The following is a 25,597-nucleotide window of genomic DNA, read 5'->3' as shown; positions in this document are numbered from 1 at the left end:
CCGCCCGTCGCGCCGCCCGGGCCAGGGGCGCGGCGATCGCCCGCGCCGTCGAGTTCGGTGCCCGGGAGGCGTTGACCCGTTTGGCGGTCTCGCTCACCGCCGCCGAACGGACCCGCGACGAGGTGGCGCAGGCCAGGTCCGCCCGCGAGGCCGAGTTGCAGGAGGTACGCGGAGCGGCCAAGCGGCTCGGCGCGGACCTGGAGCGACTGACCAGCGCGGTGCACCGCGACGAGGTGGCCCGTGCCGAGCAGCGGATGCGGATCGAGCAGTTGGAGGTCAAGGCCGCCGAGGACTTCGCCCTAGACGTGGAGACGCTGCTTTCCGAGTACGGCCCGCAGCAGCTCGTCCCACCGACCCAGGCGGACGTGGCCGCTGCGGAGCGGGACGGCGTACCGGTGCCCGAGCCGGTGCCGTTCGAGCGACCGATGCAGGAGAAGCGGGCCGCCAAGGCCGAACGCGAGCTGGCCCTGCTGGGCAAGGTGAACCCGTTGGCGCTGGAGGAGTTCGCCGCCCTGGAGGAACGCTACAAGTTCCTCTCCGAGCAGCTCGAAGACCTCAAGGCCACCCGGCGTGACCTGCTGACCGTGGTCAAGGACGTGGACGACCGGATCCTGGAGGTCTTCGCCAGCGCCTTCGCCGACACCGCCCGTGAGTTCGAGCAGGTCTTCAAGGTGCTCTTTCCCGGTGGTGAGGGGCGGCTGGTGCTCACCGACCCGGACGACCTGCTCACCACCGGCGTCGAGGTCGAGGCCCGGCCGCCCGGCAAGAAGATCAAGCGGCTGTCGCTGCTCTCCGGTGGCGAGCGGTCGTTGACCGCCGTGGCGATGCTGGTGGCGATCTTCCGGGCCCGGCCCAGCCCGTTCTACATCATGGACGAGGTGGAGGCGGCGCTCGACGACGTCAACCTCGGTCGGTTGATCACGCTGCTGGCCCAGTTGCGGGAGAAGAGCCAGCTCATCATCATCACGCACCAGAAACGCACGATGGAGGTGGCTGACGCGTTGTACGGCGTGACGATGCGAAACGGCGTGACCGAGGTGATCAGCCAACGGCTGTCCCGCGAGGAGGAGGACTGATGGCCCGGCAACGCCCGACGGCGCTGCTCATCGACCTGGACGGCGTACTGCGGCGGTGGGACCCCGAGGTCGGCGCGGCGGTCGACCGGAAGTACGACCTGCCGGCCGGCACACTGCTCGACACCGCCATGCGGTGGCCCCTGCTGCAACCGGCCATCACCGGTCAGCGCAGCCACGCCGACTGGCTGGCCGACGTGGCCGGTGCCCTGGCCGAGACGGTCGGTGGCCGGGAGCGGGCCCAGGCTGCGGTTGACGAGTGGGCGGCCCACCGTGGGACCGTCGACCCCGAGGCGCTGGCCTTCGTCCGGGCGGTACGCGCCAATGGGGTCCGGGTGGGGCTGGCCACCAACAGCACGGACGCCCTCGATGCCGACCTGGCCACCCTCGACCTGGTCGACGAGGTCGACGTGGTGGTCAACTCGTCGGTGCTCGGCGTGCACAAGCCGACCAAGGACTACTTCCAGCAGGCGTGCCTGGCCGTGGAGACCCCGCCGCAGCGGGTGCTCTTCGTCGACGACGACGATCGGGCAGTACGGGGTGCCCGGGTCGCCGGGCTGTCCGCGTACCGGTGGAGCGGCCCGGAGGGCCTGCCGTACCTGCGAGCCGCGCTGGCGCGCTAGCTGTTGCCGGGGCGGTCCCCCGGGGCGCTCCGGGGATGCTGGTCGGGAAGGGCCCCTTTCGATGCAGAGAACGAGAGGAGGTCCCCGAGCACCCGGGCCAACTGCCAGGCATGGGCGTCGAACCCGGCCCCGGCAGCCTGCGCAACGATGGCCAGCAGCACCGGGTGTTCGACCGTGAACCATGCCCGGGCCTGCTCGGGGTCGGTGAGGTGCTCGGGTACCGCGCCCGGAACCGCTGGGGTCAGCTTGATCGGCGTTCGGTGCGGGTGGACCAGCATCGCCGCACGGTCGGCGGTGTGCAGATAGTGGTCGAGTACCCGCAGCGTGGCGTCACGCCGGTCGGTGCCGGAGTCGATGCGGTCCGCCAGTTCGGCCGCGTAGGCGCGCAGCAGGTCGTGGAACGAGTAGCGGCCGGGGGTGTGCTCGGTCACGAGGTGCGCACGGCTCAACTCCGCCAGGGACCTCGACACCCGGGCGAGCGGCACACCGGCCAGGACGGCTGCGGCCGGGGCGCTGATGTCCGGTCCCGGATGCGTACCCAGTAGGCGGAACAGCGTGGCCGCTGGTTCGCTCAGGCTGAGGTAGGAGCAGGAGAAGAGGGCACGGACGTCGGTGGCGCAGTCCTCAACCGCGAATGCGTCCAGCTCGCGACACGTACCGCGCAGGTGGATGGCGAGCGCGGCCAGCGGGACCGTCGGGTGTGTGCTGGCCCGGGCAGCCACGATGGCCAGTGCCAGGGGCAGTCGGGCGCACGAGTTGACGAGCTGGTCCACCGTCGCCGGCTCGGCGGCCACCCGCGCTGTTCCGAGGCGGGCGGCCAGGAGTTGGCGGGCCTCGGCGAAAGGTGGCAGGGCGAGCATCAGCGACCGGGCACCATCGGTGATCGTCAGACCGGGCAACTGGTTCCGGCTGGTCACCAGGACGAGGCAGCCAGGGGCTCCGGGCAGCAGCGGCCGGACCTGTTCTGCGTCGCGCGCGTTGTCCAGCAGCACCAGTACCTGTCGCTCGGCCAGCAGGCTGCGGTAGAGCCCGACCAGGGCGGGAAGGCTCACCGGCATGCGCGGTGCCGGTATGCCAAGGGCGTGGAGGAAGTCCCGGAGCACTTCGGCCGGGTCGAGCTGCGCGCCTGCGGGATGGAACCCCCGCAGGTCGGCGTAGAGCTGGCCGTCCGGGAACCGGCTGGCCATCCGATGTGCCCAGTGCACCGCGAGCGCGGTCTTGCCGACCCCGGCGGTGCCGGACAGCACCGAGCACCGTATGCCCGGAACCCGGCCGCCGGCCTCCAGGTGGGTGTCGAGTTCGGCCAGTTGCGCCATCCGACCGACGAAGTGCGGTACGTCGGCGGGCAACTGACGCGGTGCCGGCCAGCCGGCGGGAACGGGCTCGCCGTCCGGCGCCCGGCGGCGTCGGTGTTCGGCCACCCGGTCCCGGGCCGTGGCCAGCGCGCCCTGCTCTGTGGGAGTGGCGTCGAGGGTGGCGACCAGGATGTCGAACCGGTCGGTGGGCGGCAGGATACGACCGCCGAAGTAGCCGGCGATGATGCCGATCGACCATCCGGTGCGGCGGGCCAGTTCACGGTAGGTCAGCTCGGAACTCCCGCGTCGCCGAGCCTGTCGGCGTCTCAACTGGCGCAGCAGCCGGGCCAGGTCCTGGATGCTCACGATCGTTGCCACACCGGTCGGGGTCAGGGGCGACAGGTCGTTCACGGTCACCCCAGGTCACGCCCCTTTCCTGTGGCAAGCCATGGCGACAGCAATGGTGCCGGGTCGGTTGAGGTGATTTCTGCCATCCGCATTAGTCGACGCGCGTGAATCCTATCCATTGAGTGTCGTCGGGCGTTGTCCTATTCGACTGGTCCGCATGGTTCCCAGATGAACTGCCCGTTCTGGCCGAGCCGGGAAGATCGGGCAATGGTGATGTTCAACGTCGTTCAACATTCACCACAGAACCGGGTCCGGGCGTCGCAACATGTGCGGCATCACGGGCGGCCTTCTGGTTCAGCGCCCGTTTCCGTAAACCGTGAGGAGGGGCAATGGCCTTGTCGTACGGCGGCTCCCGTCGCCGGGGCAGCAGCAGTGCGTGGCGGCGATGGGTGGCGACCGCGCTCGTCGGCGCGCTCGCATCCACCGCGCCGACCGGTCCGGTCCCGGCCGGCGCGGCCGCCAAGCCGGTCGGTGCGGACTCGGTGTCCGTCAGCGCCCTGCGTAAGGGGATGACCTGGACGGTGCTCGGCCAGCAGGGCGACTACGTGCACGTCGGTCGGGACGGCCAGACCGACGCGTACGCCGGGGACACCACTGTCGACCAGTACCTTTCGGCGCTCTGCCTGCTGGTCGACGCACGTCCGGCCCCCGCCATCCCGTTCGACCACGACAACGGTTGGGCGCGGGGTGCGGTGAAGGTGACCGCCCCGATCCGGGGTGACGCGCTGACCTCCCGGGCACAGGGGGACTCGATCTGCGCCAGCACCTTCGGCGCGGGCTGGCGGCTGGCGGAGTTCCACGATGGTCGGTGGGGGACGGACTTCGTCTTCTCCGGCGGATGGTCCTTCTGGGCGGCCGGAGTGCTCACCCCGGGCACCCGGTTCTGGACCGCGATCTCGGACCAGCCGGCCAACCCGTGGAACTCCGTCGGGGACCTGCCGCCCCCGATCGTCACCCCCGACGACGACCTGGTGCTCAAAACGCGGCTCCAGGAGAACATGCAGCCGCTACTCCGCTTCGCCCAGGTCAGCGAATTCCACAGCCTGGTGAACAATGCCGTAGCCCGGCGCTTCGACGGTGACGACAATGTCCTGTTGAGCAGCCTGATCTCCGAGGCGGAAGCCACCGGGATCGTCAATCCCACCGCTGCGGACTGGGTCGCTTTCAAAAACAGCGTGGCCAGTTTTGCGAACATCAACGGAACGGCGTACCACCCGCAGATCTACATTCCGAACTTTCAGGACGGCGCGGTTCCCGGCAGCAGTGTGACGATGGTCGTCTTCGAGTCGGACCTGGCCCGGACGGCGCTGCCCGCGTACGACCTCGACGCCAATGGTCGGTTGCGGCTCAAGAGCACGCTGGTCGACGAGGCGTACACCGAGTCGAACGAGGTGTGGGTGCTCTCGATCAACGAGCGGGTCGACCTGGGGGCGGAGGAGTTGGCCGCCATCCGGGAGATGGACGAGAGCGGGGCGACCGCCAACACCGCGTCGGGACCGATCGGTACCGCCGTGGCCTGCAACCCGACGGGTCTGCGGAACAACAAGGGCATGGAGTACCTCAAGTGGTTCAGGGTTCCGAACCCGTCCTCGGTCGAGCACTGGGTGTCCGGGAAGTTGGAGCCGCGGCTGGTCATCGTCGGCAAGGGCGGCCTGGAACTGAAGAACGCGGTCTTCGGCAAGATCAAGCGTAGGCACGCGCGGAACGGGACCACGCGGGATCTCTACATCACCACCTGGGACCGGGCCGAGTTCGGCGACTACTGGGCCTACAAGTGGGTCGAGATCGACGGTGGGCCGAAGATCGAGATCTCGCTCAAGCTCAGCGCCGCAATCAAGATCAAGATCGAGGTCGAGACGTCGGTGGAGATCAAGGCGACCTTCGAGAAGAAGTACGACGACATGGGCAGCGGACTTGTCGGCTTCTCCGAGTCCACCCACATCACGTACGGCACCGGGGTGGTGGAGTGGACCGTGTGCAGCGTCGGCGGCGAGGGCCCGCCCGGTGACGACAACCTGGCGCGATCCGCGACCGTGGGTGCCTCGTCCACCTACTCCGGCTACTCGCCGGCCCGGGTGAACGACGGCTCCCGGGACACCAGCCTCGGCGGCGCGCACAGTTGGGCGAACAACAGCGGCACCTACCCGCCGCTCACACCCGAGTGGGTGCAGCTCGACTTCGGCACCAACCGGACCGTCAAGCGGGCCGTGATCTACACCACCTCGGGGTACCCGATCCGGGACTTCGACGTGCAGGTGTGGAACGGCTTCGGCTGGATGGTTCCGTCAGGCGGACAGATCCGGAACAACACCGCGACGAGCGTGACGGTGAACTTCGATACCACGTACAGCACCCGTCTGGTCCGGATCCTGGCCCACCACGGTCCGACCCACCAGCCGGGTTACGTCCGGGTCAACGAGTTCGAGGTCTACGCGTCGTAACCGTCGACGTGTCGCCGTACGACAGCCGGGCCACCCCACGTCAGGGGTGGCCCGGCTCCTGACGTGGGGTGACAGCCGGGTCGCCGGCCAGGCCCACCACGGCCCGACCCACCAGCCGGGACCGGTCCGGTCAGTCGCCGATGACGCCGTCGATGCGTTCTCGGATCAGGTCGGCGTGGCCGTTGTGTCGGGCGTACTCCTCGATCATGTGGAGGTAGACCCAGCGCAGGCTCATCTCGTCGCTGGTGCCGTCGCGGCGGGGCCGCAGGAACGTCTCGTCCAGGTCGTGTCCGGCCGCCGCCGCCCGGCAGGCGTCGAGTTCGGCGTGGAACGTGGCGAAGTCCGCCTCCGCATCGGCATCGGCCACGTCGTCGAAGTCGCCGTTCGGGTTGGCGTCGTTCCAGTAGAGGGTGTCGAGTTGTTGACCAGCGAAGCGCTGGCGGAACCACCACCGTTCGACCCCGGCCAGGTGCCGGACCAGGCCGAGCAGGGTCAGCCCGGACGGTTCGACACTGGCGGTCCTGAGTTGTTCGGCGGTGAGACCGGCGCACTTGAGCAGCAGGGTCTGCCGGTGGTATTCGAGCCAGCCCTCCAGCATGGCGCGTTCGTCACCGACGTAGGGCTCGCGGGGGCGGGTTACTTCAGGGGCGGTCCAAGTCATCGGGACATGGTGTCAGCCGCACCCGGGCCGGGGGGAACGGTTTATCCGCGCCGCCCCCCGATGCCGGCCGGCTTGTCCGACCCGTCGACCGGAGCCGTTGCCCCACTGGCCGCGACCGTGCCGGCCTGCTCCATCTCGGCCACCATCTGGCTGCCGCTGCGCTGGCCCAGGGGCACCTCCTTGAGGAAGACGATCGCCAGCACGGCGATGAGGGCGAACGGGATGGCGACCAGGAACAGGTCGCCGACCGCGTCGCCGTACGCGTGTTCCACGATCAGGCGGATCGGCGGGGAGAGCTCCCGTACGTCCGGCATCGAGCCGTCGCCCATGCCGGAGGCTGCGGAGGCTGCCGCCGGGCCGAGCTTCGCGAACCCCTCGGTGATGTACGTCTTGACCTGGTTGGCCAGTACCGCGCCGAGCGCGGACACCCCGATGGCCCCACCCAGGCTGCGGAAGAAGGCGACCACCGAGCTGGCGGCACCGAGTTCCCGTGGGTCGACCACGTTCTGCACGGCGAGGACCAGGTTCTGCATGGTCATTCCGATGCCGACCCCGATCAGGGCCATGTAGGCGCTCAGCAACACCAGGCTGGTGTTCGCGTCGATGGTGCCCATCAGCCCGAAGGCGACGGTCATGATGATCGAGCCGGCCACCAGGTAACGCTTCCAGAATCCGGTACGGGTGATTACCCGGCCGATGATCGTCGAGGAGAAGAGCAGACCGGCGACCATGGGCAGGGTCATCAGGCCGGCCTTCGTCGGGCTCTGTCCCCGGCTGATCTGGAAGTACAGGCTGAGGAAGAGGGTCGCGCCGAACATGGCCAGACCGACGGCGATGCTGGCGACGGTGGCGAGAGTGACGGTGCGGGACCGGAACAGCTTGAGCGGGATGATCGGCTCGGCGGCTCGCGACTCGATCAGGATGGCCAGCGCGGAGAGTACGACCGTGCCGCCCAGCATGACGGCGGTCTGCCAGGAGGCCCAGGCATACCGGTCACCGGCGAGGGAGACCCAGATCAGCAGCAGGGAGACGGCCGCGGTGATGACCGTGGCGCCCAGGTAGTCGATCTTCACCTTGCGGGTGACCACCGGCAGCCGGAGGGTCTTCTGTAGCACCACGATCGCCAGCAGCGCGAACGGGACGCCGATGTAGAAGCACCAGCGCCAGCCGAGCCAGGAGGTGTCGACGATGACGCCGCCGATCAGCGGGCCGCCGATGGTGCCGATGGCCATGACCGCACCGAGGTAACCCATGTAGCGGCCACGTTCGCGGGGCGAGATGATCGCGGCCATGATCACCTGACCGAGGGCGGTGAGGCCGCCGGCCCCGATGCCCTGTACGACGCGGCAGGCGATCAGCTGTCCGGTCGACTGGGAGAGCCCGGCCAGCACCGATCCGACCAGGAAGACGGACAGGGCGATCTGGATGAGCAGTTTCTTGCTGGTCAGGTCGGCGAGCTTGCCCCAGATCGGGGTCGTCGCGGTGGTGGCCAGCAGGGTTGCGGTGACCACCCAGGTGTAGGCGGACTGGGTGCCGTTCAGTTCGGTGATGATCCGGGGCAGCGCGTTGGAGACCACCGTGCCGGACAGGATCGACATGAACATGCCGAGCAGCAGCCCGGAGAGTGCTTCGAGTACCTGTCGGTGGGTCATTTCGCCGCTGGTTGGCGCGGTGGGTTTGCTGACTGCCTGGGTCATCGGATGGTCCTCCGGGCGGAATAGATCACACCGGCGGAGCCCGCCATCTTCCCCCGGTTGTTGCCTCGGGCAACTATATGGCCGGGTCGTTTGCCAGGCAAACGAGTTCTGCGGAGTGTGAGCAAGCTTTCGGGGCTGCCCCGCTCCGCTCCGCTCCGGGGATCAGGACAGCGGGTGGGCTTCCGGGCAAACCCTCAGGACCAGGCCGATTCCTCGTTGAACCGGTGCAGCAGCCGGGCGAACTCGTCCCGGTCGGCGGGTGACCAGTTGGCCAGGACCTGGCGCAGTTGCTCGATCCGGGCGGACCGGGCCGCGGTGAACCGGCGATGCCCCTCGTCGGTCACCTCCAGCAGAAAGGCCCGCCCGTCCACCGGATCCGGTTGCCGCTGGAGCAGCCCCATCGACTCCAGCGCGTGGATCTGCCGGCTGAGCGTGCCCTTGCTGGTGCCCACCCGGCCAGCCAGGTCGGTGAGTCGCGTCGGACCGCAACGGCGCAGCCAGACCAGCAGGCCGTAGGCGGTCGGCTCCAGCTCCGGGTGCACCTCCCGGGCCACCTCCCCGGAAACCGCACGGGCCCGGCGGAGCAGCATGGTCAGCTCGCGCTCCACCGCACTGATGCCGTCATCTGTCACCAACCGTCTCCTTAACGGTCAGGCAACCGCGGTCACCGGCTGCCTTCGGTGGACCGGTCAGCCAGCGCCGGGCGACGGTCCGCAGAGCACCACCCCGGTCGGTGCCCTCGATGAGCACTTCGGCGGCCCGCTCCTGGAGCATCAGTGTCCCTACCGCGTTGCCGAAGTACGGTCCGGCGAGTTTGCGCCAGCGTACGGGCTCCCGCCCCACACCTATCGACCGGGCCAGCGACCGGGCGATTCCGGCCGGCCCGCGCCACCAACCGAGTCGCATGAGCGGGCGCATCACGGCCGGCACCTGGTTGTGGATCGGGGAACAGGTCAACTGGTGCACCGGGGTTGTCACCGGCTCGTCGAAGAGCACCCGTGCCACGTAGGAGTGATGTACGTCGCCAGAGAGGACGCTGATCGATGCCGGGGCAGGGTACGCCGGTCCGGCGCCGACCCGTACCGGGGCTTCGCCGCCGTCCGCTGCCGCGGGCCGTGGTCCCCGGTCCAGGTCGCCCGTCCCGACGGACCCGAGGCGGGCGAAGAGTGCGGCCAGCGCCTTGAACGATTGGTGGAAGGCGGCCCAGTGTTCCAGGTCAAGTGCCCGCCGGATCCGTTCCGCCAGCCAGGCCACCGCACGGCGGGGCGAGGCAGCCAGCCGTTCGTTCCAGACCTCCAGGTGGTGGATGGCCGGGGGCAGCAGCCAGGGCAGCGACGAACCGACCACCAGATGGTCGTACCGGCCGTGCGCCCGGTCGGTGAACCAGTCCCACTCACCCGGGGGCAGCATCGCGCGGCGGGCCGGTTCGAGTACCCGGCTGCACCGGTTGTCCAACACCACCAGCCGGGTCCGGCCGAGGTCCAGGGCGTAGCTCCACTGGTACTGGGCGGCCCGCCACCGCTGCGTGTCGTGCGCCACGTCGGACTCGGTGTCGACGCGTCGACCGAACTCGGTCAGCACCTCGGTGGCATCCGCCACGGCGGTGACCCTCCGGTAGACCGGATCGCTGGCGATCTCGTCCGGGTTCAGGTTGCCCAGGTGCTGGTAGACCCAGTACGACGCGAGACCGGCCGTGATCCGTTCCCGCCACCAGGGATGTTCCCGGGCGTCCGCCCGCCAGGCGGCCGAGGTGTTCCAGTCGTCGATGATCTCGTGGTCGTCGAAGATCATCACCGTCGGCAGGGTGGACAACAGCCACCTGATCTCCGGGTCCCGCCACGACTCCAGGTACAGCTTGGTGTACTCGTCGTAGCTGACCACCTGATCGACGGGGGCGTGCGCGGGACGGTTCCGGCGGCGCTTGAGCAGGTGCCGCACGGTCGGTGAGGTCACGTCGGCGTACACCTGGTCACCGAGGAGCACCAGCAGGTCGGGTAGGTCACGGTCGAGGTCGTCGGCGGCCAGCAACCGTCGGGCGTACGCGTCGAGCGCGTCCGGGGGCAACCGTCGGGCGGTCGCCCGTTGGGTGGTCTCCCGACAGGAGCCGAACAGCAGTCGTACCGGCTGGTCGGTGTCGTCCACCGCCCGGGTGCAGATCACGCTCGGTGGGAACCCGGTCTCGGGCTGTGGCCAGACCGGCTCGTCGTCGAGGAACACCTGGTACGACGTCGTACTGTCCGGTTCCAGACCGTCGACCACGACCAGGGCGTAGTGATGGCCGTACGCGGTGAAGGTGCCGGCCCGGCCCTCGGCGCCGTCGCCGGTGGTCACCCGGACCACGGCCGGAGCATCGGTCTCCACCCAGATGGTGGCCCGTGTGCCGAACACCCGACGCAGTAGCGGGCCGATGAGTAACCGAGCGGTGGGCATGTCGGAACCTCCGCGGAACGCAGGATCCCTCATTCCTACCCCGTCGCCGCCCGCATCACCCGGTTACGGCGGGAGCGTACCCGGGTGGTTCGGGCGACAGCAGGTGCGCCGGCTGGGACGCGCGCCCCGGTATCTGTCAGGATTTGCCGCATGGATTACCTCGTCCTCGCGCTGATCCTGCTGGGCGTGCTGGTGCTGGGCACCGCCGGTCTGGTGGTGCCCCGGTTGCGTCGTCGTCCCGCTCCGCCGGAGCAGGTACGGGCGCCGGAGCAGCCCCAGCCGCCGACCACGGCGGTCGAGGAGCGACCCACCGAGGTCGTGGTGCCGCCGGTCGACGTCGCCCCGACGGCTGAGCCGACCGCCCCGCCGGCAGAGCAGGCTGCCCCACCGGTCGAGCAGGCTGCGCCGCCGGTCGAGGTGGTGGTACCGACCGAGGTGGAGGTGCCGCAACGCCCGGTACTGGAGAAGCCCGAGCCGACCGCGGGCCGACTGGTCCGGCTGCGGGCCCGGCTGTCCCGTTCGCAGAACGTCTTCGGCAAGGGCCTGCTCGGCCTGCTCTCCCGGGACCGGCTCGACGAGGACGTCTGGGAGGAGATCGAGGACAGCCTGATCACGGCGGACGTCGGGATCGACGCGACCCGGGAGATCGTCGACCGGCTACGGGACCGGACCCGGGTACTCGGCACCCGTACCGCCGCCGAGCTGCGTACGTTGCTGGCCACCGAGCTGGTCACCGCCCTGGACCCGGAGTTGGACCGTTCGCTGCGTACCGCCCCGAAGGACGGTGCTCCCGCGGTGGCGCTGGTGGTCGGGGTCAACGGTGCCGGCAAGACGACCACCTGCGGCAAGATCGCCCGGGTGCTGGTGGCGGACGGGCGCAGCGTCGTGCTCGGCGCGGCCGACACGTTCCGGGCCGCCGCCGCCGACCAACTCGCCACCTGGGCGGGACGGGTAGGCGCTGAGGTGGTCCGGGGCCCGGAGGCGGCCGATCCGGCGAGTGTGGCATTCGACGCGGTCCGGCGGGGTATCGACCTGGGTGTGGACACGGTACTCATCGACACGGCCGGCCGGTTGCAGAACAAGATCGGCCTGATGGACGAGTTGGGCAAGGTCAAGCGGGTGGTGGAGAAGCACGGCCCGGTGGACGAGACGCTGCTCGTGCTCGATGCCACCACCGGGCAGAACGGCCTGGAGCAGGCCCGGGTCTTCACCGAGGTGGTGGACGTCACCGGTGTCGTGTTGACCAAGCTGGATGGCACCGCCAAGGGCGGCATCGTGATCGCCGTACAGCGCAAGCTGGGCATCCCGGTCAAGCTCGTCGGGTTGGGCGAGGGGCCGGACGACCTGGCCCCCTTCGACCCGGCTCAGTTCGTTGACGCGTTGCTCGGAACCGAACCACTTGGTTCGGACGCGTAGCCTGAAGTGATCACCATGAGCCGGCCTTGCCTTTCGGGAGACCGTACGTGACTGCACAGGAGATCCCGCTGCACGGCGGGAACGTCAGCACCGTGGTGCGCGTCGGCAACACCGTCCGGCGTAACGCCGGCCCGTGGACGCCGTCCGTGCATGCCCTGCTGCGTCACCTGGAGTACGTCGGTTTCACCGGCTCACCCCGGGCGCTCGGCATGGACGAGCGCAACCGTGAGGTCCTGTCCTACCTCGAAGGGGAGTGCGGGGAGTATCCGCTGGCCCCGCACTGGGTCACCGACGAGGCGCTGGTGACCGTGGCGACCATGCTGCGGATGTTCCACGACGCCCAGTACGGCTTCACCCCGGCACCCAACGCGGTGTGGCGGTCCTTCGGACCACCGCCGCCGGACACCGAGGTGATCTGCCATCACGACGCGGCCCCGCACAACGTGATCTGGCGGCCGGACGGCACCCTGGGGCTGATCGACTTCGACCTGGCCTCACCCGGGGCGCGGATCTACGACGTGGCCTACGCGGCCTGGACCTGGGTGCCGCTCTTCTCCGACCGGGACTCCTACACACTGGGCTGGAAACGGCCCAACCGGCCGCGCCGGCTGCGCATGTTCGCCGACGCGTACGGGCTGATTCCCCGGGACCGGCACCGACTGGTGCGTACGATCCGAAAGCGGATCGTGGACCATGTCGAGGGGATCCGCCGGATGGCGGCGGCCGGTGACCCGGCGTTCGTACGGATCGTGCACAAGGGGCACCTACGTCGTCCGATGCGGGACCTGCGCCTGCTCGACTACGAGCGGCACACCCTGGAGTACGCGCTGCGCTGAGCGCTCGTCGATCCTCGACCAGTTCGGTGCGGGCGAGTTCCGTACTCGATCGGCCTGCTGTCCGCGATGGGCCAGTGCCCGTTCTATCGGCGGTGAGCATTTCTTCACACGTACGAAACAACCCGTGACCAGCCGGAAACCCGTCGCTACCTCGTGCGAAACAGCAGCGCAGGAGGCTTCGGCGCAACCGGCGTACGGGCAGCGCTGCCCTGGTGGGCCGGGAGGGAGGGAACCCGAGCTTAGGAGGCCAGCGTGCCTGAAGCACCGACGATTGATACAGGCAACACCGCCTGGCTGCTGATATCGAGCGCCCTGGTGTTGCTCATGACGCCGGGTCTGGCGCTGTTCTACGGCGGTCTGAACCGCTCCAAGGGCGTCCTTAACATGATCATGATGAGCTTCTCCTCGATGGGGCTCATCTCGATCCTCTGGCTCTTCTACGGTTTCTCCATCGCCTTTGGCGAGGACCGTGGCGGTGTCTTCGGCGACCCGTTGCAGTATCTCGGCACCAAGACGTTCATGGCGGAGACCGATCTGTGGGGCGAGACCGGCATCCCGCTCTACGTGTTCATGGCGTTCCAGATGATGTTCGCGATCATCACGGTCGCGCTGATCAGCGGATCCATCTCCGACCGGGCGAAGTTCTCCGGTTGGTTGTTGTTCTCCCTCGGCTGGGCGACCCTGGTCTACTTCCCGGTCGCGCACATGGTCTGGGGCGGTGGCTTCATCGGTGCGGGCATCGGCGCGCTCGACTTCGCCGGTGGCACCGCGGTGCACATCAACGCCGGTGCGGCAGCGCTGGCGCTGGCCCTGGTGCTCGGCAAGCGGGTCGGCTGGCCCCGCGAGGGCATGAAGCCGCACAACGTACCGATGGTGGCGCTCGGGGCCGGGCTGCTCTGGTTCGGCTGGTTCGGGTTCAACGCCGGATCGGAACTGACCGTCGACGCGATCACCGGTATCGCGTTCCTCAACACGCAGGTCGCCACCGCTGCCGCCGTACTGGGCTGGATCGTCGTGGAGTGGCTGCGCAACGGTAGGCCGACCCTCGTCGGTGCCTCCTCCGGAGCGATCGCCGGTCTGGTCGCGATCACCCCGGCCTGTGCCTTCATCGCCCCCTGGGCGGCGGCCCTGCTCGGTCTGGTCGCCGGTGCGGTCTGCGCCGTCGCCATCGGGCTGAAGTACCGGCTCGGCTACGACGACTCGCTCGACGTGGTCGGCGTGCACTTCGTCGGTGGCTGGATCGGCTGCCTGTGGATCGGCCTCTTCGGCACCAGCCAGATCAGCTCGCTGGTGGAGAACGAGGGGCTGTTCTACGGCGGCGGGGTCACCCAACTCGGTGCGCAGGCGCTCAGCGCCCTGATCGTCTCGGTCATCTCCTTCGTGATCGCCTTCGCCCTGGGCTTCGTGATCGAGAAGACCATCGGCTTCCGGGTCAAGGAGGAGGCCGAGATCGACGGCATCGACATCGCCGAGCACGCCGAGGCCGGTTACGACCTGTCCCCGGCCGGTGGCGGCGGTGGCGGTGGGGCCTTCGCCTTGGCCGGAATCGGCACCCCGGTCACCGCGTCGCCGGTCACCGCGTCGCCGGCCCCCGCGTCGCCGGCCCCCGCGTCGTCGGTCAGCGCGTCTTCGGTCAGTGCGTCGACCGGGTCGGCCAGCGGCAAGCCGGCCGCCGCCCCGAAGGCGGCCGGGCCTGCCGAGGCTGCCGAACCAGCCGAAACGGTCAGCGAGAAGGTCGCCGGTTAACGTCAATCTATGGAGGGTTTGGACATGAAACTGGTGACCGCGGTCATCAAGCCGCACCAGCTCGACGGGGTGAAGGAGGCGCTGCACGCCCTCGGCGTGGCCGGCCTGACCGTCAGTGAGGTCCAGGGGTACGGACGGCAGAAGGGACACACCGAGGTGTACCGGGGTGCCGAGTACACGGTGGAGTTCCTGCCCAAGATCCGGGTCGAGGTGGTCACCGACGAGATCGACGTCGACAAGGTGGTCGACGCGATCGTCACGGCGGCGCGTACCGGAAAGATCGGTGACGGCAAGGTGTGGGTGACCCCCGTCGAGGACGTGGTCCGGGTTCGTACCGGCGAGCACGGGCTCGACGCCCTCTGACCCCCGTGTCCGCCCCGTTGATCAAGAGAGCGGCGTCAGCCGGTACCGGTCCGGACGACGCGAACCTCTCGATCAACGGGGCGGGTAGGGCCACCCGGGCCGCGACGCTCGACGCCTGGCTGGCCGGGCTGCTGCCCGCCGACCGGAGCGGCGTGGCACTGGTCGCGGTCGGCGGGCTCGGGCGACGGGAGTGCGCCCCGTACGGCGACGTCGACCTGGTGCTGTTGCATGCCGGCGTGCCCGGCATCGACGAACTGGCGGCCGGGCTCTGGTACCCGATCTGGGACGCCCGGGTCGCCCTGGACCATTCGGTCCGTACCCCCGACGAGGCGCTGACGGTGGCCGCCGACGACGTGAAGGTCGCCCTCGGGCTGCTCGACGCCCGGCACCTGGCCGGCGATCCGGACCTCTCCGCCCGGCTGATCGCCGCCGCCGGTGAGCAGTGGCGGCGTACCGCCGTGAAACGGTTGCCCGCCCTGCGCGAGGTGACCACCGCCCGCTGGCAGGCCCACGGGGAGCTGGCCTTCCTGCTCGAGGGCGACCTCAAGGAGGCCGCCGGCGGGTTGCGCGACGTCGGGCTGCTGCGGGCCATCGCGTACGCCGGGATCAGTGACACCCTGCGCCCGGCCGTACGGGCGGCGCACCGGCGACTGCTCGACACCCGGGACGCCCTGCACATCGCAACCGGTCGACGGGTGGACCGGCTGATCGCCCAGGAGCGGGCTACCGTGGCCGACCTGCTCGGGCTGGACGATCCGGACACGCTGCTGCGCCGGGTGGCCGGCGACGCCCGTACGGTCAGCCACGCCCTGACCGACGCGTGGCGGGCCGCCGACCGGCTGCGCTCCGGGCGACCTCGGGGAGCCGACGGCCGGCCGCTACGCCGACCGGTCGCCCGGGACGTGGTCGAACACGACGGGGAACTGGTGCTGGCCCGTACCGCCATCGGTGCCCGTCCCGATCCGAGCCTGTCGCTGCGGGTCGCCGCCGCAGCCGCCAGCACCCGGCTGCCGATCGCCCGGGCCACCTGCGAATGGCTGGCCGCCTACTGCCCGCCGCTGCCGACCCCCTGGCCGCCGGCCGCCCGCGCCGCGCTGGTCACCCTGCTCGGTGCCGGCCCCGGCCTGGTGCCGACCTGGGAGACCTGTGACCGGTACGGACTGGTCGACAGCTGGCTGCCGGAGTGGCCCCGGATGCGCAGCCTGCCCCAGCACAACCCGGCCCACCGGTTCACCCTGGACCGGCACCTGGTGCAGACCGCCGCCGAAGCCGGCGGGCACACCCGGGACGTGGACCGACCCGACCTGCTGCTGATCACCGCGCTCCTGCACGACGTCGGGAAGGGCCTCGACGGCGACCACAGTGTCGTTGGCGCGCCCATCGCCGCCGATATCGCGGGCCGGATGGGCCTACCGCCGGCCGATACCGGGATGGTCGAGAAACTCGTCCGACTGCACCTGCTCCTGCCCGAGGTGGCCACCCGACGGGACCTCGGTGACCCGGTGACGATCTCCGCTGTGGCCGAGGCGGTCGGAGACGTCGGGACACTGGAGCTGCTGCACGCGCTCGGGCAGGCCGACGCCCGGGCGACCGGCCCGATCGCCTGGTCGGACTGGAAGGCCCGGCTGGTCGCCGAGCTGGTCCGCCGGGTACGCACCACCCTCGACACCGGCTCGCCACCCGCCCCACCACGACCCGATCCGGCGTTGGTGGCCGGGCCGCTGCCCGCCGTACACCTCTCCGACGGCCGGGTGGCGGTGGCCGCGACCGACCGACGCGGCCTGCTGGCCACGGTCGCCGGTTGCCTGGCCCTGCACCGGCTCGACGTGCTGGCCGCCGACGCCGCCACGGTGGACGGACGGGCGTTGGTCGAGTGCCGGGTCCAGCCGCGTCATGGCAGCCCACCCGACCCCGTGACACTCACCGCCGACCTGCGTCGGGCGGTCACCGGTGACCCGTCGGTACTGGCCCGGCTGCGCCGCCGTACGTCGGTCGGTGGGCCGGTCGGTGCCGGGCCGAAGGTGGTCTGGCACCGGGACGCGGCCACCGACGCGGTGCTGCTGGAGTTGCGGGCCGCCGACGCCCCCGGGCTGCTGCACCGCGTGTGTGCCGCGCTGGACGAGGCGGGTGCCCTGGTCCGGGCGGCCCGGATCGCCACGCTCGGCGGTGACGTGGTCGACGTCTTCTACCTCGTCGGCGGTTGGCCGTCCGACGACGAGCGGGCCCGCCTGGAAGCCGCCGTACTCGCCGTGGTCTGAGCAGCCACCCCGGTGGCCACGTCGGGCGACTACGTCCGATGACGTACGCGCAGTGCCGCCCGTCGTCGGACGAGCCGGGGCCGCACCGACGGCACAGTGACGGGCATGAACCTTCCTGTGCAGACACACGGGCTGACCAAGCGGTACGGCGACCTGACGGCCGTGGACGCGCTCAGCCTCAGCGTGCGCCCCGGCGAGGTGTACGGCTTTCTCGGCCCCAACGGCGCGGGCAAGACGACCACCCTGCGGATGCTGCTCGGCCTGGTCCGGCCGACCGCCGGTACGGCGACCCTGTTCGGCCGACCGGTCGGCGCGGCCGGGCACCTGGCCCGGGTGGGCGCGATGATCGAGGGGCCCAGCTTCTATCCGTACCTCTCCGGGCGGGACAACCTGCGGGTGCTGGCGCGTTCGGCGGGGGTACGAGCGGACCGGGTACCGGCCGTGCTGGCGCAGGTCGACCTGGCCGACCGGGCAGGTGACCGGTACACCACCTATTCGCTGGGCATGAAGCAGCGGCTCGGGGTGGCCGCCGCCCTGCTCAAGGATCCCCGGCTGCTGATCCTCGACGAGCCGACCAACGGGCTGGACCCGGCCGGCATGGCCGACATGCGTGACCTGATCCGCCGGCTCGGCGCGACCGGATGCACCGTACTGCTCTCCAGCCATCTGCTCGGCGAGGTACAGCAGATCTGCGACCGGGTCGGCGTGGTCGCCCGGGGACGGCTGGTGGCCGAGAGCAGCGTCGCCGAGTTGCGCGGGGCCACCGGGTTGCGGGTGGTCGCCGAGCCGTTGGATCTCGCCGCCGACCGGATCCGGACCCTGGTCGGCCCGGACCGCGTACGGCTGGTCGACGGGGCACTCGACGTCGGGATCGGGCCGGAGCGGGCCGCCTGGCTCAACGCCGAACTCGTGGGTGCCGGCCTGGCGGTCAGCGAACTACGGGGCCAGGAACGGGACCTCGAGCAGGTCTTCTTCGAACTCACCAAGGGAGGGCTGGCCCATGCTGGCTAGTTGCGGCACTGAACTGTTCAAGCTGGCCAAGCGACCGGCAAGCTGGCTGCTGCTGGCCGTGGCACTGGTGCTCAGCCTGGTCTTCACCTACCTGGCCCCGTACGCCGCCTATCTCGACGGTTCCGGCGGGGTGCTCAGCGACCGGGCGTTCGACCAGTTGCGGACCAGCGAACTCGTCGGCAACTCGATCGGTGCGCTGCCCGTCTTCCTCGGGGCGATCGCGCTCATCCTCGCCGTCCTGGTGGTCGGAGGGGAGTACGGCTGGGGAACCTGGAAGACCCTGCTCATGCAGGGACCGACCCGGCTGGCGGTGTACGGGGGCAAGCTGCTGGCCCTGGCCGTCGCGACCCTGGTGCTGGTGCTCGCCCTGTTCACGGTCGGTGCCGTGACGAGCCTGCTGATCGCCGGAGCCGAGGCCCAGCCGGTGGACTGGCCGTCCTTGGGTGAGCTGGTCGTCGGTGTCGGTGCCGGATGGCTGATCGCCAGCATGTGGGCGATGCTCGGCGTGCTGCTGGCGGTGGCCTACCGTGGTGTGGCGTTGCCCATCGGCCTCGGCCTGGTCTGGCTGCTGGCGGTGCAGAACCTGCTGGCGGCGGTCGTCGCTCCGTTGCTGCCCTGGGTCGCGGACATGCAGAAGGCGCTGCCCGGTCCGAACGCCGGTTCGCTGGCCGCCGCACTCGGCTCGTCCCCGGACACGCCAGGGGTCGCGGAGTTGACCGGCGGTGGGCAGGCGACCGTGGTGGTGGCGGCGTACCTGGTCGGCTTCGTCGTCGTCGCCGGTGCGCTGCTGCGCCGTCGGGACGTGGTGTGAGAGCGTGCCGTGATGCGTACCCGCAACTGGGTCGTCGACGCCTCGCTGGCGCTGGCGTTGATCCTGATCAGCGTGATCGGCACCGGGCCGGCGGGCGCGAACCAGCCCGGCACGGCCCGGGTCGACGGGATCGCCCTGGGACTGGCCGCCGCCGTTGCCGCCATGCTGGTCGTACGTCGGCGCTGGCCGGTGACCACGCTGGCCGGCACGGCCCTGGTCACCGGGGTCTACCTGCTGCTCAACCTGCCGTACGGGCCGATCCTGGTCTCGCTGGCGGTGGCCGGCTACACGGTGGCGGTGTCGGTGCCGATGCGCCGGGCGTTGGCCGCCGGTGGCCTGGCGTTGCCGGTCGTGCTGCTGCACACCGTGACGGGACGAGTCGAACTGGCGGAGGTCCTTCCGGTGGCGGCCTGGATCGTGGTGCCGTTCGCGGTCGGAGCCACCGTACGGGTCGGTCGGGAGACGGCCGCGCGGGACCGTGAGGAACGGCTCCGGCAGCGGGCGTACGACGAGCGGCTGCGGATCGCCCAGGAGGTGCACGACGTGGTCGGCCACGGGTTGGCGGCGATAAACATGCAGGCCGAGATCGCCCTGCACCTGTTGGCGAAACGACCGGGGCAGGCCGAGGAGGCGCTGGCCGCGATCAGCCGGACGAGCCGGGAGGCGCTCGACGAGTTGCGGGTCACGCTGTCGGTCGTCCGTGCCCCGGGCACCGGCCGGTCCACGGACGACGACCGTACCGTGCCCGGCCCGCCCGGCCAGTGGGGCGCCGATCCCGGCCATGGTCCCGGCCACGATCCGGTTGCCCGGTCGAGCGGTGATCCGGTCAGCCCGTCGGACCTGGTCGGCTCGCCGGACGCGGTCAGCCCGTCGGACCTGGTCGGCTCGCCGGACCTGGTCAGCCGGGAATCCCGGGCACCGGTACCCGGGCTGGACCAACTCGACGTCCTGCGGGACCGGTTGGCCACGGCCGGACTGTCGGTTCGGGTGGTGGTCACCGGTCAGCGGCCGGATCTACCGGCGGCCGTCGACCTGGCGGCGTACCGGATCGTCCAGGAGTCGCTGACCAACGTCGTACGGCATGCCGGCGCGGCGACCGCGCTGGTCCGGGTGCACCGGGGCGAGGACGAGGTGACCGTCGAGGTCACCGACACCGGGAGTGCCGTACCACGACGGCAGCCCGGGCAGCAGCGCCGGTCCGGGTCACCGGACCCGGTCGTCGGACATGGTCTCGTCGGGATGCGGGAGCGGGCCGTCGCGCTCGGCGGGACGTTCGTCGTCGGGCCCATGGCCGGTGGCGGTTTCCGGGTGTACGCCACACTGCCCGTGTGGGAGCGCCCGTGACCAGTGTGCTGATCGCCGACGACCAGGATCTCATCCGGATCGGGCTACGCAGCCTGGTGGAGAGCGAGGACGATCTGACCGTGGCCGGGGAGGCGGCCGATGGCCTACGGGCGGTGGAACTGGCCCGCAGTGTGCGCCCGGACGTGGTGCTGATGGACGTACGGATGCCGGGCATCGACGGGATCGAGGCCACCCGGCGGATCGCCAGGGACCCGGCGACGTCGGCTACCCGGGTGATCGTCCTTACCACCTTCGAGTTGGACGAGTACGTCTTCGACGCCCTGCGGTACGGGGCCAGCGGTTTCCTGATCAAGGACACCAGGCCGGTCGAGTTGTTGCGGGCGATCCGCGTGGTGGCCGCCGGGGAGGCGCTGCTCTCCCCGTCGGTGACCCGTCGGGTGGTACGGGAGTTCGCCACCCGTCCGTCGCGGGTGCCCCGACCGCATCCCCGGTTGGGCACCCTCACCGACCGGGAACGCGAGATCGTCGGACTGGTCGGCGAGGGGTTGAGTAACGAGGAGATCGCCCTTCGGCTGGTGGTCAGCCCGGCGACCGCCCGTACCCACGTGAGTCGGGCGATGGGCAAGCTCGGGGCCCGGGACCGGGCGCAACTGGTCGTGTTCGCGTACCAGTCCGGGCTGGTCGACCGGTGATCCGATCGGCAGCGGTGACTCGTCGGTGCTGCCGGGTGTGATCCTGGACGTGGTCGGTCGTACGTGGGCAGGGGAGGGCGGATGGCAGCGGCTGGTGTGGTGGGCCGCTACCCTTGCGATGGCCGGTCGGGTACGTACGCCGGCCACGTTCTGTCCACGGGAATTTTGACAAACGGGATGTTACGTCGTGTTTGACACCTTGAGCGACCGCCTTTCCGGGATCTTCACCAAGCTTCGCGGCAAGGGGCGGCTCACCGACGCCGACATCGACGCCACCGCCCGGGAGATCCGGCTGGCGCTGCTGGAGGCGGACGTAGCCCTGCCGGTTGTCAAGGGGTTCATCGCCCGGATCAAGGAGCGGGCACGTGGTGCCGAGGTCTCCCAGGCGCTCAACCCCGCCCAACAGGTCATCAAGATCGTGCACGAGGAGCTGGTCGGCGTCCTCGGCGGCGAGAACCGCCGGTTGCAGTTCGCCAAGCAGCCGCCGACCGTGATCATGCTGGCCGGTCTGCAGGGTTCGGGTAAGACGACCCTGGCCGGCAAGCTGGCCCGCTGGCTCAAGTCCCAGGGCCACCAGCCGCTGCTGGTCGCCGCCGACCTGCAACGCCCCAACGCGGTCGGGCAGCTCCAGGTGCTCGGTGGCCGGGCCGGGGTCGAGGTGTACGCCCCGGAGCCGGGCAACGGGGTGGGTGACCCGGTGCAGGTGGCCAAGGCGTCGATCGAGCACGCCAAGCGGGCGGCCCGCGACATCGTCATCGTCGACACCGCCGGTCGGCTGGGTATCGACGCGGAGATGATGGCCCAGGCCGCCGCCATCCGTGCCGCGGTCAACCCCGACGAGGTCATCTTCGTCATCGACGCGATGGTCGGTCAGGACGCGGTCCGCACCGCCGAGGCGTTCCGCGACGGCGTCGGCATCACCGGTGTCGTGCTCTCCAAGCTCGACGGCGACGCCCGGGGCGGTGCGGCGCTGTCCGTACGGGAGGTCACCGGCCAGCCGATCCTGTTCGCCTCCACCGGTGAGAAGCTGGAGGACTTCGACGTCTTCCACCCGGACCGGATGGCCAGCCGGATTCTGGGCATGGGTGACGTGCTGACTCTGATCGAGCAGGCCGAGCAGGCCTTCGACGCCGATCAGAAGGAGAAGATGACCGCCAAGCTCATGGGCGGCGAGCAGTTCACCCTGGAGGACTTCCTCGACCAGCTCATCGCCGTCCGGCGGATGGGCCCGATCGCGAACGTGCTGGCGATGATGCCCGGCATGGGCCAGATGAAGGACCAGTTGGCCGAGGTCGACGACAAGCACTTCGACAAGGTCACCGCGATCATCCGTTCGATGACCCCGGGCGAGCGGACCAACCCGAAGATCATCAACGGTTCCCGCCGGGCCCGGATCGCCAACGGTTCCGGCGTGACCGTCATGGACGTCAACCAGCTGCTCAACCGCTTCGCTGACGCGCAGAAGATGATGAAGCAGATGGGCGGGATGATGGGCCTGCCCGGCGGCCGGCGCAAGGCGACGAAGTCGCCGAAGAACAAGCGCAAGGGTACGAAGGGTGGCGGCCGGCAGCGCGCGGCCGGGCCGGTCGGCGGTGGATTCCCGGGTGGGATGCCGCAACTGCCGCCGGGCCTGGACCCGAACGCGTTGGCCGGTGGCCAGGGCCTGCCGCCCGGGTTCAAGCTGCCCAAGCTCGACTTCGGCAAGCTGACCAAGCGGGACAAGGAAGACTGATCGCTGATCGGCACTGATCCCTGGTCGGCCGTCCGGTTCTCTGGTCGGCCGTCCGGCCAGCCGGTGCGAGCGTGGCGAGGCGTGATCAGGTAGGACTGTGCACATGGCTTTGCATGTGCGCGGTGTGGTCCTGCCCGACGACGAGGTACGCGACCTGTGGCTGGTCGGCGACCGGGTGACGTACGACCCGGTCCCCGGGGCACGGACCGTCAGCGACGGCGGCTTCGTCCTGCCCGGACTGGTCGACGCGCACTGCCACATCGGCATCGCTCCGGGGGGCGCCCCGATCAGCTCACTGGACCAGGCCCGGGAGCTGGCTGTACTCGACCGGGACGCGGGTGTGCTGGCCATCCGGGACGCCGGCTCGCCGTACCCGTACCCCGAGTTGGCGGACGACCCCGACCTGCCGCGACTGGCCCGCGCCGGCCGGCACGTCGCGCCGCCCAGGCGCTACCTGCGTGACATCGGCGTGGAGGTGCCGGCGGCCGAGGTCGCCGCCACCGTGGCCGAGCAGGCCCGGGCGGGCAGCGGCTGGGTCAAACTGGTCGGCGACTGGATCGAACGCGACGCCGGTGACCTCGCGCCGGCCTGGGATGCGGAGACGATGGCCGCCGCCGTCCGGGCCGCGCACGCGGCCGGTGCGCGGATGGCGGTGCACACCTTCTCCGAGTCGGCCGTCGCGACCATGGTGCGGGCCGGGGTGGACTCGGTCGAGCACGGTACCGGGCTGAGCCTGGACCTGATCGACGAGATGGCCAGACGGGGAACCGCGCTGGTGCCGACAATGATCAACATTCAGACCTTCGGCTCCATCGCCGAGCGGGCCCGGGAGAAGTTCCCCGCGTACGCCGACCACATGCTGGCCCTGCGCGACGGCTTCCCCGGGGTGGTGCGCTCGGCGTACGAGGCCGGGGTGCCGATCTACCTGGGCACCGACGCGGGCGGGGGGATCGCCCACGGGCTGGCGGCTACCGAGATGTTGCTGCTGCACGAGAAGGCCGGCATGTCCGCCGTCGACGTCCTGCGGGCGGCCTCCTGGGGAGCCCGGGACTGGCTCGGCTTCCCCGGTCTGGTCGAGGGGGGCCTCGCCGACCTGGTGGTCTACGACAGCGATCCGCGCCTCGACCTGCGGGTGGTACGCGATCCCCGCCGGATCGTCCTGCGCGGCCGGGTGATCCGCTGACGCCCGCCCCTTCTCGGTCGACCCGTACGGGGTGGGGGCGCTGGGGCAGGCACGGACGGTCTCCGGACCGCGGTGGGACGGCCCACGCGGGCTGACATGGCGTAGGAGGCCACCAGGTCACCGGAGGGGACATGGCGGCGAATAGGATGTGCGGTCATGGCACGTGTGCTCACTCCCCGGGCGGAGGACTTTCCCCGCTGGTACCAGGACCTGATCGCCAAGGCTCAGCTCGCCGACAACGGGCCGGTGCGGGGGACCATGGTCATCCGACCGGCCGGCTACGCCATCTGGGAGCGGATGCAGGCCGAGATGGACGCCCGGATCAAGGCAGCCGGCGCGGAGAACGCGTACTTCCCGCTGTTCATCCCGGAGAGCTACCTGAAGCGGGAGGCCGAGCACGTCGAGGGCTTCTCGCCGGAGTTGGCCGTGGTGACCCACGGTGGCGGCAAGCAGCTTGCCGAGCCGGTGGTGGTCCGGCCCACCAGCGAGACGGTCATCGGCGAGTTCATGGCCAAGTGGATCGGCTCCTACCGGGACCTGCCGCTGCTGCTGAACCAGTGGGCGAACGTGGTGCGTTGGGAAATGCGGCCCCGGATCTTCCTGCGGACCAGCGAGTTCCTCTGGCAGGAGGGGCACACCGCGCACGTCGACGAGGCCGACGCCCGTGCCTACGCCCGCCGGATCCTGCACGAGGTCTACGAGGACTTCATGGTGCGGGAACTGGGCATCCCGGTGCTGGTCGGGCTGAAGACCGCCCGGGAGCGGTTCGCCGGTGCCACCGCCACCTACACCTGTGAAGGCATGATGGGTGACGGCAAGGCGCTGCAACTGGGCACCAGCCACGAGTTGGGGCAGAACTTCGCCAAGGCCTTCGACATGACCTTCACCTCGGCGGCCGGCAGCGTCGAGCACGCCTGGACCACCTCCTGGGGCACCTCCACCCGGATGCTCGGTGGTCTGATCATGGTGCACGGGGACGACAACGGGCTGCGGGTGCCGCCCCGGCTGGCTCCGGTGCAGGCGCACATCATGGTGGTCAAGGCCGGTGACGGGGTGGCCGAGGCGGCGGCGAAGCTGCGCGACGCGCTGCGCGACGCCGGGGTCCGGGTCGGGCTCGACGACCGTACCGACACCCCGTTCGGCCGCCGGGCCGTCGATGCCGAGCTCAAGGGCTATCCGGTACGCGTCGAGGTCGGTCCCCGCGATCTCGCTGCCGGTAACGCGGTGCTGGTACGGCGTACCAACGGGTCGAAGACCCCGGTGCCGGTGACCGACGTGGTGGCCGCGGTGCTGGCCGCCCTGGAGGCCGACCAGCAGTCCCTGCACGACGAGGCGCTGGCGCTGCGCGAGTCGCGGACGGTGACGGTGCAGACCCTGGCCGAGGCGATCGAGGCGGCGGCGACCGGGTGGGCCCGGGTGCCGTGGTCGGAGGTCGGGCCGGCCGGTGAGACGGAGGCCAACGGCAAGGGCGTGACCGTACGCTGCCTGGTCCGGGCGGACGGCTCGGTTCCGGACTCGGAGGACGAGCCGGACCTGGTCGCGATCCTGGCCCGCGCCTACTGACGCTCTGGTGCCTGGCAGGGCCCCTTCCGGTGCAAGGAGCGACAGGAAGGGGC

At 70.5% G+C, this 25,597-nt stretch carries 18 protein-coding genes and 2 pseudogenes; 15 read left to right on the top strand and 5 right to left on the bottom strand.

The genetic code is table 11. From position 1 onward, the window contains the following. Together ACFQ4H_RS22395 and ACFQ4H_RS22390 are read left to right on the top strand one after the other, a co-directional pair. Positions 1-1,076 (top strand): annotated as a pseudogene (locus ACFQ4H_RS22395) (chromosome segregation protein SMC); the annotation flags it as partial. After that, complete coding sequence (locus ACFQ4H_RS22390; RefSeq protein WP_377573467.1) at positions 1,076-1,696, top strand: HAD-IA family hydrolase; 621 nt, start codon at positions 1,076-1,078, stop codon at positions 1,694-1,696. The pseudogene ACFQ4H_RS22395 and the gene ACFQ4H_RS22390, both read left to right, overlap by 1 nt. Here ACFQ4H_RS22390 and ACFQ4H_RS22385 read toward each other — a convergent pair. Beyond that, the gene (locus ACFQ4H_RS22385) at positions 1,693-3,408 is read right to left on the bottom strand and encodes a helix-turn-helix domain-containing protein (RefSeq protein WP_377573464.1); all 1,716 of its coding nucleotides are present in this window, start codon (positions 3,406-3,408) and stop codon (positions 1,693-1,695) included. The genes ACFQ4H_RS22390 and ACFQ4H_RS22385 overlap by 4 nt on opposite strands. Positions 3,409-3,728: 320 nt before the next feature. On the opposite strand from ACFQ4H_RS22385, the gene ACFQ4H_RS22380 reads away from it, so the two are divergent. Further along, complete coding sequence (locus ACFQ4H_RS22380; protein ID WP_377573461.1) at positions 3,729-5,840, top strand: discoidin domain-containing protein; 2,112 nt, start codon at positions 3,729-3,731, stop codon at positions 5,838-5,840. 130 nt (positions 5,841-5,970) lie between these two features. Here ACFQ4H_RS22380 and ACFQ4H_RS22375 read toward each other — a convergent pair whose 3' ends face one another. The 4 genes from ACFQ4H_RS22375 to ACFQ4H_RS22360 form a co-directional block, all read right to left on the bottom strand. Beyond that, a complete protein-coding gene (locus tag ACFQ4H_RS22375; protein ID WP_377573458.1) occupies positions 5,971-6,501 on the bottom strand; it encodes a DinB family protein in 531 nt (176 codons plus the stop codon). Between the two features lie 41 nt (positions 6,502-6,542). Then, positions 6,543-8,198, bottom strand: coding sequence for an MFS transporter (locus ACFQ4H_RS22370; RefSeq protein ID WP_377573455.1), 1,656 nt, complete (start codon positions 8,196-8,198; stop codon positions 6,543-6,545). A gap of 194 nt (positions 8,199-8,392) precedes the next feature. After that, positions 8,393-8,830: a MarR family winged helix-turn-helix transcriptional regulator gene (locus ACFQ4H_RS22365; protein WP_377573452.1), complete on the bottom strand. Its 438-nt coding sequence runs from the start codon at positions 8,828-8,830 to the stop codon at positions 8,393-8,395. After that, a complete protein-coding gene (locus ACFQ4H_RS22360; RefSeq protein WP_377573449.1) occupies positions 8,820-10,628 on the bottom strand; it encodes a DUF7800 domain-containing protein in 1,809 nt (602 codons plus the stop codon). Before ACFQ4H_RS22360 ends, ACFQ4H_RS22365 begins: the two co-directional genes overlap by 11 nt. A gap of 150 nt (positions 10,629-10,778) precedes the next feature. On the opposite strand from ACFQ4H_RS22360, the gene ftsY reads away from it, so the two are divergent. The 12 genes and pseudogenes from ftsY (at position 10,779) to proS (ending at position 25,544) form a co-directional block, all read left to right on the top strand. Continuing rightward, entirely contained in the window at positions 10,779-12,044 is a 1,266-nt protein-coding gene (gene ftsY / locus ACFQ4H_RS22355; RefSeq protein ID WP_377573446.1) for a signal recognition particle-docking protein FtsY, read from the top strand. A gap of 26 nt (positions 12,045-12,070) precedes the next feature. After that, on the top strand, positions 12,071-12,880 hold the full coding sequence (locus ACFQ4H_RS22350; protein WP_377573443.1) for a phosphotransferase: 810 nt from the start codon (positions 12,071-12,073) through the stop codon (positions 12,878-12,880). A gap of 252 nt (positions 12,881-13,132) precedes the next feature. Continuing rightward, positions 13,133-14,461, top strand: a pseudogene (locus tag ACFQ4H_RS22345) (ammonium transporter); the annotation flags it as partial. Positions 14,462-14,650: 189 nt separating this feature from the next. Further along, on the top strand, positions 14,651-14,989 hold the full coding sequence (locus ACFQ4H_RS22340) for a P-II family nitrogen regulator (RefSeq protein WP_377573440.1): 339 nt from the start codon (positions 14,651-14,653) through the stop codon (positions 14,987-14,989). Positions 14,990-15,006: 17 nt separating this feature from the next. Then, entirely contained in the window at positions 15,007-17,247 is a 2,241-nt protein-coding gene (locus tag ACFQ4H_RS22335) for a [protein-PII] uridylyltransferase (protein ID WP_377573475.1), read from the top strand. A 105-nt stretch (positions 17,248-17,352) separates the two neighbouring features. Further along, positions 17,353-18,258, top strand: a complete 906-nt coding sequence (locus ACFQ4H_RS22330) for an ABC transporter ATP-binding protein (protein ID WP_377573438.1) — start codon at positions 17,353-17,355, stop codon at positions 18,256-18,258. Continuing rightward, positions 18,248-19,069, top strand: a complete 822-nt coding sequence (locus ACFQ4H_RS22325) for an ABC transporter permease (protein ID WP_377573435.1) — start codon at positions 18,248-18,250, stop codon at positions 19,067-19,069. Before ACFQ4H_RS22330 ends, ACFQ4H_RS22325 begins: the two co-directional genes overlap by 11 nt. Positions 19,070-19,081: 12 nt before the next feature. Beyond that, a complete protein-coding gene (locus ACFQ4H_RS22320; protein ID WP_377573432.1) occupies positions 19,082-20,413 on the top strand; it encodes a sensor histidine kinase in 1,332 nt (443 codons plus the stop codon). Next, the gene (locus tag ACFQ4H_RS22315) at positions 20,410-21,066 is read left to right on the top strand and encodes a response regulator (RefSeq protein WP_377573430.1); all 657 of its coding nucleotides are present in this window, start codon (positions 20,410-20,412) and stop codon (positions 21,064-21,066) included. Before ACFQ4H_RS22320 ends, ACFQ4H_RS22315 begins: the two co-directional genes overlap by 4 nt. Positions 21,067-21,253: 187 nt before the next feature. Continuing rightward, a complete protein-coding gene (gene ffh / locus ACFQ4H_RS22310) occupies positions 21,254-22,798 on the top strand; it encodes a signal recognition particle protein (protein ID WP_377573428.1) in 1,545 nt (514 codons plus the stop codon). 103 nt (positions 22,799-22,901) lie between these two features. Further along, on the top strand, positions 22,902-23,981 hold the full coding sequence (locus ACFQ4H_RS22305; RefSeq protein WP_377573426.1) for an amidohydrolase family protein: 1,080 nt from the start codon (positions 22,902-22,904) through the stop codon (positions 23,979-23,981). Positions 23,982-24,137: 156 nt separating this feature from the next. Then, positions 24,138-25,544: a proline--tRNA ligase gene (gene proS, locus ACFQ4H_RS22300; RefSeq protein ID WP_377573423.1), complete on the top strand. Its 1,407-nt coding sequence runs from the start codon at positions 24,138-24,140 to the stop codon at positions 25,542-25,544. Positions 25,545-25,597: the final 53 nt, after the last annotated feature.

This window comes from Micromonospora sonneratiae (genome assembly GCF_042679305.1).
Classification (GTDB): Bacteria; Actinomycetota; Actinomycetes; order Mycobacteriales; family Micromonosporaceae; genus Micromonospora_H; species Micromonospora_H sonneratiae.
The sequence above is the reverse complement of the archived record's forward strand: the minus strand, read 5'-3'. Positions and strand labels throughout refer to the sequence as shown.